The following is a 14,513-nucleotide window of genomic DNA, read 5'->3' as shown; positions in this document are numbered from 1 at the left end:
CGTCGTCCCGGTCGACGGTCAGGTCATCGGCGAAGTGCCGGTCGCCAGTGGCGTCGGGCACGTACTTCACAGTGACAACGATCCTCAAGCTCACGACGATCTCTCCGTTCGGGTGTCCGCAGGGCCTCACTGGCCGCTGCGCCGCAGGCGTACGCGGTACGAGTAGTGCTCGGGCAGGAAGTGACTGATGGACAGTTCGACGAGCTGTCCGGCGACCGTGTGGTAGACGCGGTCGATGCGCAGCAAGGGGCGGCCCGGTGCGCAGCCGAGGTGCCCGGCGATCTCCGGGGTGGCCTCGGCGACGGTGATGCTCTGCTCGGCCTCGGCGATCGGCTCGGGCAGCCGCTGGTCGAGCAGGCCGATGACGGTGACGGCGTGCGGCGTGCCCGGCAGCGTCAGCTCCGGCACCGACTCCAGCAGCCGGCCGACGGAAGGCGGCAGCCACACGGAGGTGTGGCAGAAGGCGACGTCGTCGTGCAGCCGGAGGAAGGCCAGGCTGTGCACCCGGTCGGTGCGCAGGCCGAGCCGGCCCGCCGCGTCCACGTCCACCCGCCGGTGCAGGGGCGTGACGACGTCCATACGGGTGTCGATGGACAGGCCCATCAGGTCGTCCACCGAGCCGAACTGGCGCAGGTACTGCTCCTCGCGCGGGGTGGCGAAGGTACCCCGCCCGGGCACCCGGTACACCAGGCCCTCCGCCACGAGGTCCTGGAACGCCCGGCGTACGGTCTGCCGGCTCACCCCGTGCGTGCGTGCCAGCTCGGCCTCGGTGGGCAGCCGGACGCCGTCGGGGTAGTCGTGGCGCAGGATCGCCGCCCGCAAGGTGCGCGCGAGCCGGAAGTAGGTGCTCTCCCGCTGCGGCTGCTCAGCCATCCAGACCACCCCTGGCCACCGGCTGCGAGGCGATCACGTCGCGCTGGATCCCGTTCGCGTCGCGCACCGTCCGCACGACGGGCCGTTCGCCGTCGGAGCGGATGTCCAGCACGCTCATCGCACACAACTCCCTTTCCACGCGGGTCAGATGACAGCGTCGGCGCGCAGCGCCTCGATGTCGTCGCGGGTACGGCCGAGTTCGGTGAGGATCGCGTCGGTGTGCTCGCCCACGTCCGGGACGGGGTCCATGCGCGCGGGCAGCCCGGCGAGGTCGGCCGGCGGCAGCAACGCCTGTACCGTGGCGCCGGGCACGGCCACATCCTGCCAGCGGCCGCGGGCCGCCAGCACCGGGTGGTCGAGGAAGGCGGCGACGTCGTTGACCCCGGCGCAGGCGATGCCGATCTCCTCCAGGACCGCGAGGATCTCTCCGGCGTTCGAGCGGGCGAAGCGCTCGGCGACGATCGCGTTGATTTCGTCGCGGTGTGCCACGCGGTCGGAGCCGGTGGCGAAGCGCGGGTCGTCCGTCAGGGCGGGCCGCCCGAGGAACTCCGCGCACAGGGCGGCCCATTCGCGCTCGTTCTGGATGGACAGCAGCACCTGTCCGCCGTCGGCGGCGGTGAACGCGCCGTACGGGGCGATGGTGGGGTGCTGGGTGCCGAGGCGGGCGGGCTGGCCGCCGCCGTAGCGCGTGTAGTAGGCGGGCTGGCCCATCCACTCGGCCAGCGCCTCGAACAGGGACACCTCCACGGGGTGCGCCCGCCCGGTGGTGGCCCGCGTGTACAGCGCGGTGAGGATGCCGGTGTAGGCGTACATCCCGGCGGCGATGTCCGCGACGGAGATCCCGACCCGTGCCGTCTCCTCGGCGGTTCCGGTCAGCGACACCAGGCCGGTCTGGCACTGCACCAGCAGGTCGTACGACTTGCGGTCGGCCCACGGTCCCGACGTGCCGTAGCCGGAGATCGTGCACGGGATCAGCCGCGGCCGGCGCTCGGCGAGCGATTCGGCGCCGAGTCCCAGCCGGCCGGCGGCACCCGGCGCGAGGTTCTGCACCAGCACGTCGGCGCCGTCCAGGAGTTGGTGCAGGATGTCCAGGCCGCGCGGGTCCTTCAGGTTCAGCGTGAGGGATTCCTTGGAGCGGTTGAGCCACACGAAGTAACTGGAGTGGCCGTGCACGGTCGTGTCGTAGCGGCGGGCGAAGTCGCCCTCGCCCGGCCGTTCCACCTTGATCACCCGGGCGCCGAGGTCGGCGAGCTGCCGGGTGGCGTACGGGGCGGCCACCGCCTGCTCCAGGCTGACCACGGTGATACCCGACAGGGGAAGTTGCTGCACGCACAGATTTGTACGGCCAAATACGCGAGCGTGTCAACGGGTCCTGTGCCGCTGTGACCAGCGTCCCTTCGCCGTGCCCGCGCCGCCCGCTCGTACGGACCCCGCGCAATGCCGGTGCTTTGTACGCAACAATGGCACCGCAACTGCCGCCCGGTCCCGCACGTCCGCTCCGGTCCCGCACGCCCGCTCCGGTCCCTGCGCCCCGCGGAGCCCCGTCGCCCGGTCGGGAAACGTCACCCGGCGTCAGGGCCGGGCCGTGGCCGCAGGCACGGTGCCGGCCTGCGGGGACGCGGCCACGATCCGCCCGGCGGACCGGGTTCGCCGGTCGAGGAAGGCGGCGAGGACGGACAACAACAGCGCCGCGCCGGACAGGAGGGCGCCGACCCAGTCGGGGGCGGTGTAGCCGAGGCCGGCCGCGATGACGACGCCGCCCAGCCAGGCGGCCAGCGCGTTGCCGAGGTTGAAGGCCCCGATGTTGGCGGCGGAGGCCAGCGTCGGAGCGGCCGCGGCCTGGTCGAGCACCCATTTCTGCAGCGGGGGCACGGTGGCGAAGCCCAGGGCGCCGATCAGCGTCAGGGTGAGTGCGGCGAGCACCTTGTCGTGGGCGGTCACCGTGAACAGCAGCAGCGTCAGCGACAGCGCGCCGAGTGCGGTGAACAGCATGGGCATCAGGGCGCGGTCGGCGAAACGGCCGCCCAGCAGGTTGCCCAGGAACATGCCGACGCCGAACAGCACCAGCAGCCAGGTGACCGCGCCGGCCGAATAACCGGCGACCTCGGTCATCATCGGCGTGATGTAGGTGATCGCGGCGAAGACACCGCCGTAGCCGAGGACCGTCATCGCCATCGCGAGCCAGACCTGGACGTTGCGGAAGGCCACGAACTCGCCCCGCAGACGGGCTCCCTCCGGCCGTCCCGTCTCCGGGACCAGCCTGGCCACGCCGAGGAACCCGACGACGCCGAGCGCGGCGACCACGGTGAAGGTCACCCGCCAGCCGGCGGCCTGGCCGAGGTACGTGCCCAGCGGCACGCCGACGACGTTCGCCACGGTCAGGCCGGTGAACATCAGGGAGATCGCCGACGCCTTCTTCTCCGGAGCCACCAGGCCCGCGGCGACCACGGAGCCGATGCCGAAGAACGCGCCGTGCGCGAGCGAGGCGATCACCCGGCCGGCCAGCATGACGCCGAACGCCGGAGCGAAGGCGGAGAGGGCGTTGCCCACGACGAACACGCCCATGAGGAACATGAGCATCTTCTTGCGGGACACCCTGGTGCCCAGAACGGTCAGCAGGGGAGCGCCGAACACGACGCCGAGGGCGTAGCCCGAGACGAGCCAGCCGGCGGTCGGGATGGAGACGCCGAAGTCGTCCGCGACCTCGGGCAGCACGCCCATGATCACGAACTCGGTGGTGCCGATCCCGAAGGCCCCGATGGCCAGGGCCAGGAGGGCGAGAGGCATGGGGATGAACCTTCCAAGTGATTGCGCACGGTACTAACGGGCATCGACAATAATTGCAGACGCGGGATAAATGCAAGCGTGTGCGGCAGCTGAAGCGGGTAGTGGTCGTCTGCAATTAAGTGGGCAGACGAAAGCCCCCGCGGCTTCGCTATGGGGCGGGGGCTGTTCGGGGGCGGATCTCAGGCGGGTGCGTGGAGCGTCTCGACCGCGGTGACGAGCGGGGCGAGCTCCGGGTTCCGCGCGGCCTCGTCCAGGGCTTCGCGCAGCGCCGCCTCGTTGGTGGGGCGGGCCCGCTCCAGCAGTTCGAGGCCCGCCTCGGTGACGTTCGTGTAGATGCCGCGCCGGTCGGTCGGGCAGAGGTAGCGGGTGAGCAGCCCGCGGTCCTCCAGGCGTGTGACCAGCCGGGTCGTCGCGCTCTGGCTCAGCACGACCGCGTCCGCGACCTGCTTCATCTGGAGATGGCCGCCCTCGCCGTCGTGCTGCCGGCTCAGTACGTCCAGCAGGGAGTACTCGCGCACGCTCAGGGCGTGCCCGGCCTGCAGGGCGCGCTCGATGTGGGCCTCGATCCTGCCGTGCAGCAGCGAGAGGGCGCACCAGCCCTGGGCGAGGGCGGTGAGCGCCGGATCCGTCGCGGTCATGGGCCTGGGTCCTCCGTCCCGGGATGGCTGGCTGCCCTCAAGGATAGTGCACCGTTGAAAATGTCAGCTTTTGCGTGTATGGCGCGTATGCAACTTTCTATTGTGTGGCGTCTGCGTGCGTACAGCGGCCGGATGCCCCCGAGCCGGCGGCGCTTGACTTCGAGAACGCTCGAAGACCTAGCGTCGACATGGACGGCGAAGGCCTGCGAGGACGGAGACGGACATGCGCGTGGGCGTGCACATCAATCGGTTCGACCACCCCGCCGGCGGACCGGCTCTCGCCGCCGAACTGGCGGCGGCGGGCGCCGCGGCCGAGGCCGCCGGGGTGAGCTGGCTGTCGGTGATGGACCACTATTTCCAGATGGAGTTCAACGGCGGCGCCGAGGACCCCATGCTGGAGGCGTACACGACGCTCGGCTACCTGGCGGGGCACACCTCCACGGTCCGGCTCGGCGCGCTGGTGACGGGCGTGACCTACCGGCGTCCCGGACTGCTCGCCAAGATCGCCACCACGCTGGACGTGCTGTCCGGCGGCCGTGCCACCCTCGGCATCGGGGCGGCCTGGTACGGCCGTGAGCACGAGGGCCTCGGGGTGCCCTTCCCGCCGCTCGCCGAGCGGTTCGAGCGGCTGGAGGAAACCCTGCGCATCTGCCTGCGGATGTGGGATCCGGACGACAACGGCCCGTTCGAGGGGCGCCACTACCGGCTGGCCGAGACCCTGTGCGTCCCGGCGCCGGTCAGCAGTCCCCGGCCGGAGATCATGATCGGCGGCGGCGGGGAGAAGAAGACGCTCCGTCTGGTCGCCCGGTACGCCGACGCCTGCAATCTGTTCGCGACCTCGCCGGAGGAGGTCCGGCACAAGCTCGACGTGCTGCGCGGCCACTGCGACGCCGAGCGGCGCGACCACGACGCGATCCGCAGGACCGTCACCTACACGGGGGAACCGGTCACCACGGGCGACCTCGACGCCTTCCTCAGGGACATGGAGGGCTACACGAAGCTGGGCCTCGACACCGTGATCCTCGCCCCGCGCACAGGGCGGCCGGCCGGCTGGATCGAGAGCTTCGCTGCCCCGGCGGTCCGGCGCCTGGCCGAGCTGGGCTGAGCGTCGGCGGGCCCGCTGTCGGCGGTCCGCCGGGAGGCGGCCCGCGAGGTTCCGGCGCCGACGGCGACGGCGCCCGTGCGCAAGGGGCTGCGCGCAAGGGGCTGCGCGCAAGGGGCTGTTCGCAAGAGGCTGCGCGGAAAGGGCCGGAGCGCATGGCTCCGGCCCCTCGGGGTCCGCGGTACTCCGCGGTCTTGGTGCGGGCCTCGGGGGCGGTCCGCAGTGTCCGCGCCTTACCGCGATCCGGCCGGGATCAGGCGGCGACGGCCTCGCCCGCGTGGCCCCGCAGGCGGGCGACGACCTCGGTGACCTGGGCGGCGACCTCGGCGTCGTCGGCCGGGTGGGTCTCGGCGAAGCGGGTGATGGAGTGGGGGATGGACAGCTTGATGTCCTCGATCACCTTGCCGCCGGCGATGCCCACGGACTTGCGGGTCTCGTCCTGCGCCCACACACCGCCGTACTGGCCGAAGGCGGTGCCGATCACGGCGACCGGCTTGCCGCCGAAGGCGCCGGCGCCGTACGGACGCGACAGCCAGTCGATGGCGTTCTTCAGGACGGCCGGGATGGAGCCGTTGTACTCGGGGGAGAAGAGCAGGAAGGCGTCGGCGGTCTTGGCAGCCTCGCGCAGCTCCGCGGCGGCGGCCGGGACGCTGCCCTCGACATCTATGTCCTGGTTGTAGAAGGGGATGTCGCCGAGGCCCTCGAACAACACGACGTCGGCGCCCTCGGGGGCCAGCTTGACGGCCGCCTCGGCCAGCTGGCGGTTGTGCGAACCGGAGCGAAGGCTGCCGACGAGGGCAAGGATGCGGACAGACATGGGAACTCCAAGGGGGGTGTGAGTCATGGTCTGCAATGCGGACCGGGGTCCGTTTAACTTTCTAGCATCCTAATCGGACCGTGGTCCAGTTTTCTTCCCCATGCTTTACGCTGTGTTCATGCCCAGCGCTCTGCCGCCTTTCCCCGAGTCGGTCCAGCCGTCCGGTGAGCCCCAGTTGCTGCAGCTCAGCTCCCTCGAGGACGAGCCATGCCTGCGTGCCGACGCCGCGCGCAACCGTGCCCGGCTGCTGGAGGCGGCCGCCCGCCTGATCGCCGAGCACGGCGTGGACGGGGTCACGATGGAGGCGGTGGCCGTGGCGGCCGACGTGGGCAAGGGCACCGTCTTCCGCCGGTTCGGTGACCGCACCGGACTGCTGATGGCGCTGCTCGACCACTCGGCGAAGAAGCTGCAGGCCGACTTCCTCGGCGGTCCGCCCCCGCTCGGCCCCGGCGCGCCGCCCCTGGACCGGCTGCGGGCGTTCGGCGTGGCCGTGCTGTACCGCTCGGCCGAGCAGCTGGATCTGCGGCTGGCCGCCCAGGCGGGGCCGAACCGGCGGTACGCGCACGCGTCGGTCCAGGCGCTCGCCCTGCACGTCACCGTCCTGCTGCGGCAGATCGTGCCGGACGCCGACTGCGAAGTGCTCGCCCAGGTGCTGATGGGGTACCTCGACCCCGGTCTGATCCACCATCTGACCCGGGAACGCGGGATGCCGATGGAACGGCTGGAGGCGGGCTGGATCGACCTGGTGGCCCGGGTGACGCAGACCCGGCCGCCCGCCTGATCCGGCCGCCTGCCTGATCCGGCCGCCCGCCTGACCCGGCGGCTCAGCGCCAGACGGCGAACGCGTCCAGCAGCCCCTGCGGCGCGTCGTCGCGGAACAGCAGCATGGCATTGGCGGCCGATTCGGCCGCCGACTTCTCGCTGCGGGGGAACAGCCTCTCCTCGTACGCCGCGAGCGCGGCCTCGGGCTCGCCGGGGGCCGCGGCGAGCGCCAGGCCCAGCTCCGCGCCGTCGAGCATGGCCAGGTTCGCGCCCTCCCCGGCGAACGGGGACATCAGGTGTGCGGCGTCGCCGAGCAGGGTGACGCCGGGGACGCGCTCCCAGCGGTGCCCGACCGGCAGGGCGTGGATCCGCCGCGGGGCCAGGGTGCCGTCGGCGTCGCCGACCAGCGCCCGCAGGCTCTCGTGCCAGTCGGCGAAGTGCTCCAGCACGGCTGCCTTGGCGGCCGCGGTGTCGGTGAAGTCGACCGAGTCGAGCCAGTCCTCGGCGACCCGCAGCGCCGCGTACACGTGCAGGCTGCCGTCGGTCTCCCGGTGCGCGAGGAAGCCCTTGCCGGCTCCGAGGGCGAACAGCAGGCCGCCGCCGACGACCTCGGCGCTGACCGGATGGCGTACGTCCGCCTCCCGCAGGTCGGCCTCGACGAAGGACACGCCGGAGTAGACGGGCTCCGCGTCGGAGACCAGCGTCCGGATCCGCGACCAGGCCCCGTCGGCGCCCACCAGCAGGTCCGTGGTGAAGGCGGCGCCGTCGGCGAGCGTCACCTCGTGCCGGCCGTCGCCGAGCGGCCGCGCGCCGGTGACCTTCGCGCCCCAGCGCACCGTGCCCTCGGGCAGCGAGCCGAGCAGCAGATCGCGCAGGTCGCCGCGGTCGATCTCGGGGCGCTCGCCGTCCCCGTCGTCCGGCTCGTCCATGCGGACCACCGCGTCCTTGTCGAGGATCCGCATGGCCTCGCCGCCCCGGTGGACGAGTGCGCGGAACTCCTCGTGCAGGCCCGCCGCCCGCAGCGCCTCCTGGCCGGAGTCGTCGTGGATGTCGAGCATGCCGCCCTGGGTGCGCGTGTCGGGGGAGGCATCCAGGTCGAACACGGCGGACTCGACACCGCGCAGGTGCAGGACGCGGGCGAGGGTGAGGCCGCCGAGTCCGGCGCCGACGATCGCGATCGGGTGGTGGTTGGTCATGAGTTCTCCTCGGAGTCGGTCGGGTGCGGCGGTGAGACGGGCACGGCGGTCCGCGCGATGCCGGCGATCAGCACCTCGAACCCCCACGCCATGCGGTCCTCGGGGCCGGCGCCGGACAGCAGGTGGCCGGCGAGGGCCGCGATGTGCGGGCGGTCCCGTTCGGACGCGCTGTGCAGGGCGGTGCGCAGGGCGTCCCAGTCCTCCTCGGACGCCTCGTCGGCGTGCTCGGCGGCCGTCGCGGTGGCGAGCTGCAGCAGCAGGTCCACGCCCCACGCGGCCTGCGCGGGCGGCACGCCGCCCTCGTCGAGCAGGGCCAGCAACGTCTCGATCAGGTCCAGGTAGTTCGGCCCGCTGGGCCGGGCGGTTAGCGCGGAACGGGCGAGGCTCGGATGCTCGAGGAGCATCGCGGTGTACGCGGTGAGCACGCCCCGCAGCCGCTCCCGCCACGAGCCCCCTGCCGGAGCCGGGCCGACCGTCCCGAGGAGTTCGTCCAGGACGGCCGCGTGCAGTTCCGCGGTGTTGCGGACGTAGACGTACAGCGAGGCCGGGCCGGTGTCGAGCTCCTGCGCCAGACGTCGCATGGTCACCTTCTGCAGACCCTCGGCGCGCAGCACGGCGACGGCCGTGGCCACGATGCCCGCCCTGCTCAGTGCGGGCTTGGCCGGGCGCTCACGGCGGCTGCGGGGGGTGTCGGGACGGTTGGTCATGCGAGCACCGTAACGAACATGTTCGTGAAGAACAAGTTCGCCACGAACATGTTCGTCACCCGCTCGGCGCTGCTCCGTACGGCTTCGCGCTGCTCCGTACGGCTTCGATCGGTTTCCCTGGGCCGGCCGGTTCCGCGTTCACCCCCTCGGAGCGCCGGGCCGCGCTTCTGCCAAGATGCGGTACGTCATGGTGCAGATACCGAACACGCCCGCGCCCCCGTCACCCACGCCGCGTTCCGTGCCCACGAGCGCCGACGTGGCCCGCCTGGCCGGCGTCTCGCGCGCGACCGTCTCCTACGTCCTGAACAACACCAGCGCCGTGCGCATCAGCGAGCCCACGCGCCGCCGTGTCCGCGAGGCCGCGAAGGAACTGGGGTACGTGCCGCACGCGGCCGCCCGCAGCCTGCGCGCCGGACACAGCCGTATGGTCCTGATGCCCGCCCCGGCCGTCCCCGTCGGCCCGCTGTACGGCCGGTTCCTCAACGAGCTCCAGTGGGAGCTCGGCCGCCTCGACTACACGGTCGTGCAGTACGGCAGCGTCGGCCTGCACGGCGACGAGGCCGCCCGAGCCTGGGCGGAACTGCGCCCCGTCGCCGTCCTCGTGCCCGGCGCCGGGATCGGGCCGCAGGGCGTGGCCGTGCTCAAGCGCTCCGGCGCCCGCGCCGTCGTCACCCTCGGCCCGGATTCCGTCGAGGGCGCCCACGCCCTGCTCATGGACCACGAGGCCGTCGGCCACTGCGCGGCCCGCCACCTGTACGACCGCGGGCGGCGCCGCGTCGGCGTCGTCGTGCCCGAGGAAGAGGGGCTGGAGACCTTCTCGCTGCCCCGCCTGAACGGCGTGCGCGGCGCCCTGCACGGCACCGGCGTCACCGTCACCGAACTGCCCCTCGCCCACACGGAGCAGAGCGCCGCCCGGCTCGCCGCCCGCTGGCGCGGCCTCGGCCTGGACGCGGTGTTCGCGTACAACGACGAGTACGCGATGCTGCTGATGCGCGCCCTGCAGGACGAGGGCGTCCGCGTCCCGGAGGACACGGCCGTCATCGGCGCCGACGACCTCATGCTCGGCAGGCTGCTGCGGCCCCGCCTGAGCACCGTCCACATCGAGCTGCCGTCCGGCCGGGACCTCGCCGAACTGGTCGACCGCGCGGTGCGCGACCCCGGCGCCCCGCCCGAGACGCACAAGGTGCTGGGAGCCGCGGTGGTGCACCGCGACTCCAGTTGAACGCCCGGCCGCGCACCGCGGCGGCGTCGACCGCGTCGTCGCGGAAGTCCGGGAGCCGGGAGTATGCCGAGGGGCCGGTGCCCCGCCACCCGCGAAGGCCGTCGGCCGTGGACGGTGCATGAAAACGGGGCGCCGTGTCCCTTCTGACACGGCGCCCCGGACGACACGGCGCGCCCGGAACGGGAAGTCCTACTCCCCGCTCTCTCCGGCCTGCGCCTGCTGCGCGGCGACGGCCTTGCGGACCTCGTCCATGTCCAGCCGGCGGGCCTGCCCGATGACGTCCGTCAGGGCGGCCTCCGGCAGCGCGCCCGGCTGTGCGAAGACGGCGACCTGGTCACGCACGATCATCAGCGTCGGGATCGACTGGATGCCGAAGGCGGCCGCCAGTTCCGGCTGGGCCTCGGTGTCGACCTTGCCGAACACCAGGTCCGGGTTCTCCTCGGCCGCCTTCTCGTACACCGGAGCGAACTGACGGCACGGCCCGCACCAGGACGCCCAGAAGTCGATCAGGACGAACTCGTTGTCCGTGACCGTCCGGTCGAAGTTCTCCTTGGTGAGCTCCACGGTGCTGCTCATGACGTGAATCCCTGCTTCCTGGGGTCGGGTCGAGGCCGTTCGCACAACACGGCCGGCCGGTGACGTATTCCGCGCCCCTACCCGTGTGGCCACGGGGCACACCACCCACCAGACTGACCCCATGACGGAAACGGAAACCTTCGTGTACGACGTCGTGGTGCTCGGAGCCGGGCCCGTGGGGGAGAACGTCGCCGACCGCACCCGTGCGGCAGGCCTCTCCACCGCGGTCGTGGAGAGCGAACTGGTCGGCGGCGAGTGCTCGTACTGGGCGTGCATGCCCAGCAAGGCGTTGCTGCGCCCGGTCATCGCGAGGGCCGACGCCCGCCGCCTGCCGGGGCTGAGCCAGGCGGTCCAGGGCCCCCTCGACGCGTCCGCGGTGCTCGCCCGCCGGGACGAGTACACCTCCCACTGGAAGGACGACGGCCAGCTCCAGTGGCTCGACGGCATCGGAGCCGATCTCTACCGCGGCCACGGCCGCCTGACCGGCCCGCGCACCGTGACCGTCGGCGGCAAGGTCCTCACCGCCCGGCAGGCCGTCGCCGTCTGCACCGGCAGCCGGGCCCTCCTGCCCGACCTGCCCGGCCTCGACGAGGTGGCGCCCTGGACCAGCCGGGAGGCCACCAGCGCCAAGGCGGCGCCCGGCCGGCTCGTCGTGGTCGGCGGCGGGGTCGTCGCCACCGAGATGGCCACCGCCTGGCAGGCCCTCGGCTCCCGCGTCACGCTCCTGGTACGCGGCAAGGGCCTGCTGGGCCGCATGGAGCCCTTCGCCGGCGAACTGGTCGCCGACGCGCTCACCGAGGCCGGCGTCGACGTGCGCACCGGCACCTCGGTGCGGGCCGTGTCCCGTCAGGACGGCACGGTCGTGGTCGTCACCGACGGCGGCGAACGCATCGAGGCTGACGAGATCCTCTTCGCCACCGGCCGCGCCCCGCGCACCGACGACATCGGCCTGGACACCGTCGGCCTGGAACCCGGCTCCTGGCTGACCGTCGACGACAGCCTGCGGGTCACCGGCACCGACTGGCTGTACGCCGTCGGCGACGTCAACCACCGCGCCCTGCTCACGCATCAGGGCAAGTACCAGGCCCGCATCGCCGGCGCCGCCATCGCGGCCCGCGCCTCCGGGACGCCGGTCCCGGAGTCCGACCCGTGGGGCGCCCACGCGGCCACCGCCGACCACGCCGCCGTCCCCCAGGTCGTCTTCACCGACCCGGAGGCGGCCGCCGTGGGCCTGTCACTGGCGGACGCCGAACGGGCCGGCCACCGGGTCCGCGCCGTCGACGTCGAGTTCTCCTCCGTCGCCGGCGCCGGCCTGTACGCCGACGGCTACCGCGGCCGGGCCCGCATGGTCGTCGACCTCGAACGCGAGATCCTGCTCGGCGTCACCTTCGTCGGCCCGGGCGTCGGCGAACTGATCCACTCGGCGACGGTCGCCGTCGTCGGCCAGGTCCCGGTCGGCCGCCTCTGGCACGCGGTGCCGTCCTACCCGACGCTCAGCGAGGTGTGGCTGCGGCTGCTGGAGGCCTACCGCGACAACTGACCCTCGGGCAGGGCCGTTCCGGCCGGTCCCTCACGGCAGGTCGAAGCCGAGTGACCGGGCCGCCTCGACCGGTGTCGGCTGCGTCCAGCGCCGCGCCATCTCCTGGTTCGACGACAGCGAGCGCAGCTCGGCGCGGTCGAGGTACAACACACCGTCGAGATGGTCCGTCTCGTGCTGCACGATCCGGGCCGGCCAGCCGGTGAACACCTCGTCCACCGGGCGGCCGGCCTCGTCCTGGCAGCGCAGCCGGACCTCGGCCGCCCGGGCGACCACCGCCTGCCAGCCGGGCACGCTCAGGCAGCCCTCGAAGAACGCCGCACGGGCCGGGCCGACGGGCTCGTAGGACGGGTTGACCAGGACCCGGAACGGCTGCGGCACCCGGCCGCGGGCCAGCCGCACCTCCCGGGGCACGGGCGCCGGATCCTCGATCACCGCGATCCGCAGGGCCACCCCGACCTGCGGCGCGGCCAGGCCGACGCCCGGCGCGGTGCGCATGGTGACACGCAGGGCGGCCACGAAGCGGGCCAGCAGGGCGGAGTCCAGCTGGCCTTCGAAGGGTTCGGCGGGGCGCCGCAGCACCGGATCGCCCGCCGCGACGATCGGCAGCGGGCCGTCGGCGGCGAGAAGTTCCTCGACCAGTGCGGCAAGGGGCGCTCGGTCACGGGGAGTTGCCATCCGGCAAGCATGCCACGGCGGCCGCGTACGGACATTCCGCGCTGTGACGCAGGGCACACGCGCCCGCCGGGAACCGGGCGCCGTCCGCACCCGACGACTGAAACGCCGACCCGTCACCTGAACTGAATCACCGCGGCCACCCCCGCACTTGCCCTCCCGCCCCTGCCCCCGCCCCGGAGAGCCCGCCGATGCCCACCGTTTCCCCGACCGCCACCGACGAGGCCCCGCGGCACCCCGCCCCCGCGCCGCCGTCCTCCGACTCCCTCGCGCCGTTGAGGCCGCTGATCCTGCGTCTGCACTTCTACGCCGGCGTCGTCGTGGCGCCCTTCCTGCTCGTCGCCGCCGTCACCGGCTTCCTGTACGCCGGCGCCTTTCAGGCCGAAAAGCTCGTGTACGCGCACGAGTTGACCGTCGCCGACGTGGGGGAGGCCAAGCTGCCCGTCTCCCGGCAGGTGGCCGCCGCGCGCAAGGCCCACCCCGAGGGCACGGTCTCCGCCGTGCGTCCCTCCCCGGCGGCCGACGCCACCACCAGGGTGCTGCTGTCCGGCGTCGAGGGCGTCGCCGCCGGACCCACCCTCGCCGTGTTCGTCGACCCGTACACCGGCGAGGTGCGCGGCGCGCTGGAACAGTACGGCTCGACCGGCGCGCTGCCGCTGCGGACCTGGATCGACGAACTCCACCGCGACCTGCACCTGGGCGAAACCGGCCGCCTCTACAGCGAGTTCGCGGCGAGCTGGCTGTGGGTGATCGCGGGCGGCGGTCTGGTGCTGTGGTTCTCCCGGCGCCGCGCCCGGCGCACGGTGCGCGGCACCACCGGACGGCGCCGCACGCTGGGCCTGCACGGCACGGTCGGCGTCTGGGCGGCGGCCGGTTTCCTCTTCCTCTCCGCGACCGGCCTGACCTGGTCGACGTACGCCGGGGCGAACATCGCCGAGCTGCGCACCTCGCTCGGCCAGGCCACCCCGTCCGTCTCGGCGACGGCCGGCGGCGAGCACGCGGGCCACGGCGCCACCGCCCCGGCCGGGGGAGCGGAGCGCGGCGTCGGCCTCGACGAGGTGCTCGCGGCGGCCCGGGCGAAGGGGCTGACCGACCCGGTGGAGCTCGTGCCGCCCGCCGACGCCGACTCCGCCTACGTCGTCAAGCAGGTGCAGCGCAGCTGGCCCGAGAAGCAGGACTCGGTCGCGGTCGACCCGGTCACCGGCGAGGTCACCGACGTGCTGCGGTTCGCCGACTACCCGCTGCTGGCGAAGCTGACCCGCTGGGGCATCGACCTGCACACCGGCATCCTCTTCGGCCCGGCCAACCAGATCGCCCTGATGCTGCTCGCGCTCGCGCTGGTCCTGCTGATCGTCTGGGGCTACCGCATGTGGTGGCAGCGCGGCCGCGGACCGGCCTTCGGACGGCCGGTCCCGCGCGGCGCCTGGCAGCGGGTGCCGCCGCGGCTCCTCGTCCCGCTGGTGGCGGCCGTGGCCGTCCTCGGCTGGTTCGTGCCGCTGCTCGGCGTTCCGTTGATCGCCTTCCTCGCCGTCGACGTGCTGCTCGGCGAGGCGGCCCACCGCAGGGCGCGGCGGCGCGGCGCGCCCGCCTGACACGGGCGGGGGCAGGTCTGACACGGGTG

At 73.2% G+C, this 14,513-nt stretch carries 15 protein-coding genes and 1 pseudogene; 5 read left to right on the top strand and 11 right to left on the bottom strand.

All coding sequences use genetic code 11. The features are described 5' to 3' along the window. From AB0G63_RS34125 to AB0G63_RS34100, 6 genes and pseudogenes are all read right to left on the bottom strand, one after another. Window positions 1–94: pseudogene (locus AB0G63_RS34125) on the bottom strand (electron transfer flavoprotein subunit beta); the annotation flags it as partial. A gap of 32 nt (window positions 95–126) precedes the next feature. Further along, window positions 127–873 carry a GntR family transcriptional regulator gene (locus AB0G63_RS34120; protein ID WP_360758426.1) on the bottom strand — a complete coding sequence of 249 codons (747 nt, stop codon included), beginning with the start codon at window positions 871–873 and terminating at the stop codon, window positions 127–129. Next, on the bottom strand, window positions 866–991 hold the full coding sequence (locus tag AB0G63_RS34115) for a hypothetical protein (protein WP_360758424.1): 126 nt from the start codon (window positions 989–991) through the stop codon (window positions 866–868). Before AB0G63_RS34115 ends, AB0G63_RS34120 begins: the two co-directional genes overlap by 8 nt. A 26-nt stretch (window positions 992–1,017) precedes the next feature. Next, a complete protein-coding gene (locus tag AB0G63_RS34110; protein ID WP_360758434.1) occupies window positions 1,018–2,208 on the bottom strand; it encodes a CaiB/BaiF CoA-transferase family protein in 1,191 nt (396 codons plus the stop codon). A gap of 237 nt (window positions 2,209–2,445) precedes the next feature. After that, complete coding sequence (locus AB0G63_RS34105; protein WP_360758422.1) at window positions 2,446–3,660, bottom strand: MFS transporter; 1,215 nt, start codon at window positions 3,658–3,660, stop codon at window positions 2,446–2,448. 179 nt (window positions 3,661–3,839) lie between these two features. Continuing rightward, window positions 3,840–4,298: a MarR family transcriptional regulator gene (locus AB0G63_RS34100; RefSeq protein ID WP_360758420.1), complete on the bottom strand. Its 459-nt coding sequence runs from the start codon at window positions 4,296–4,298 to the stop codon at window positions 3,840–3,842. A 223-nt stretch (window positions 4,299–4,521) separates the two neighbouring features. Between AB0G63_RS34100 and AB0G63_RS34095 the strand changes: the two genes are divergently transcribed. Next, window positions 4,522–5,403, top strand: coding sequence for an LLM class F420-dependent oxidoreductase (locus AB0G63_RS34095; RefSeq protein WP_360758418.1), 882 nt, complete (start codon window positions 4,522–4,524; stop codon window positions 5,401–5,403). Between the two features lie 250 nt (window positions 5,404–5,653). Here the strand turns inward: AB0G63_RS34095 and AB0G63_RS34090 are convergent, their stop codons facing one another. Next, window positions 5,654–6,217: an NAD(P)H-dependent oxidoreductase gene (locus AB0G63_RS34090; RefSeq protein WP_360758416.1), complete on the bottom strand. Its 564-nt coding sequence runs from the start codon at window positions 6,215–6,217 to the stop codon at window positions 5,654–5,656. Window positions 6,218–6,317: 100 nt separating this feature from the next. Here AB0G63_RS34090 and AB0G63_RS34085 point away from each other — a divergent pair, with 100 nt between their 5' ends. Next, window positions 6,318–6,998, top strand: a complete 681-nt coding sequence (locus tag AB0G63_RS34085) for a helix-turn-helix domain-containing protein (protein ID WP_360758414.1) — start codon at window positions 6,318–6,320, stop codon at window positions 6,996–6,998. Window positions 6,999–7,041: 43 nt separating this feature from the next. Here the strand turns inward: AB0G63_RS34085 and AB0G63_RS34080 are convergent, their stop codons facing one another. Further along, window positions 7,042–8,175, bottom strand: a complete 1,134-nt coding sequence (locus AB0G63_RS34080) for an NAD(P)/FAD-dependent oxidoreductase (RefSeq protein WP_360758412.1) — start codon at window positions 8,173–8,175, stop codon at window positions 7,042–7,044. Then, complete coding sequence (locus AB0G63_RS34075; RefSeq protein WP_360758411.1) at window positions 8,172–8,882, bottom strand: TetR/AcrR family transcriptional regulator; 711 nt, start codon at window positions 8,880–8,882, stop codon at window positions 8,172–8,174. The genes AB0G63_RS34080 and AB0G63_RS34075 overlap by 4 nt, the downstream gene beginning before the upstream one ends. Before the next feature lie 175 nt (window positions 8,883–9,057). Here AB0G63_RS34075 and AB0G63_RS34070 point away from each other — a divergent pair, with 175 nt between their 5' ends. Next, window positions 9,058–10,104, top strand: a complete 1,047-nt coding sequence (locus AB0G63_RS34070) for a LacI family DNA-binding transcriptional regulator (protein WP_360758409.1) — start codon at window positions 9,058–9,060, stop codon at window positions 10,102–10,104. Between the two features lie 189 nt (window positions 10,105–10,293). Here the strand turns inward: AB0G63_RS34070 and trxA are convergent, their stop codons facing one another. Further along, the gene (gene trxA / locus AB0G63_RS34065) at window positions 10,294–10,680 is read right to left on the bottom strand and encodes a thioredoxin (RefSeq protein ID WP_360758407.1); all 387 of its coding nucleotides are present in this window, start codon (window positions 10,678–10,680) and stop codon (window positions 10,294–10,296) included. Window positions 10,681–10,801: 121 nt separating this feature from the next. Here trxA and AB0G63_RS34060 point away from each other — a divergent pair, with 121 nt between their 5' ends. Further along, window positions 10,802–12,220, top strand: coding sequence for an NAD(P)/FAD-dependent oxidoreductase (locus AB0G63_RS34060; protein ID WP_360758405.1), 1,419 nt, complete (start codon window positions 10,802–10,804; stop codon window positions 12,218–12,220). A gap of 30 nt (window positions 12,221–12,250) precedes the next feature. Here AB0G63_RS34060 and AB0G63_RS34055 read toward each other — a convergent pair whose 3' ends face one another. Next, complete coding sequence (locus tag AB0G63_RS34055; protein WP_360758403.1) at window positions 12,251–12,895, bottom strand: peptide deformylase; 645 nt, start codon at window positions 12,893–12,895, stop codon at window positions 12,251–12,253. A gap of 188 nt (window positions 12,896–13,083) precedes the next feature. On the opposite strand from AB0G63_RS34055, the gene AB0G63_RS34050 reads away from it, so the two are divergent. Continuing rightward, on the top strand, window positions 13,084–14,484 hold the full coding sequence (locus AB0G63_RS34050) for a PepSY domain-containing protein (protein WP_360758401.1): 1,401 nt from the start codon (window positions 13,084–13,086) through the stop codon (window positions 14,482–14,484). Window positions 14,485–14,513: the final 29 nt, after the last annotated feature.

This window comes from Streptomyces sp. NPDC020996 (assembly GCF_040641355.1).
Lineage (GTDB): Bacteria > Actinomycetota > Actinomycetes > Streptomycetales > Streptomycetaceae > Streptomyces.
This window is presented reverse-complemented; position numbering and strand designations above follow the sequence as displayed.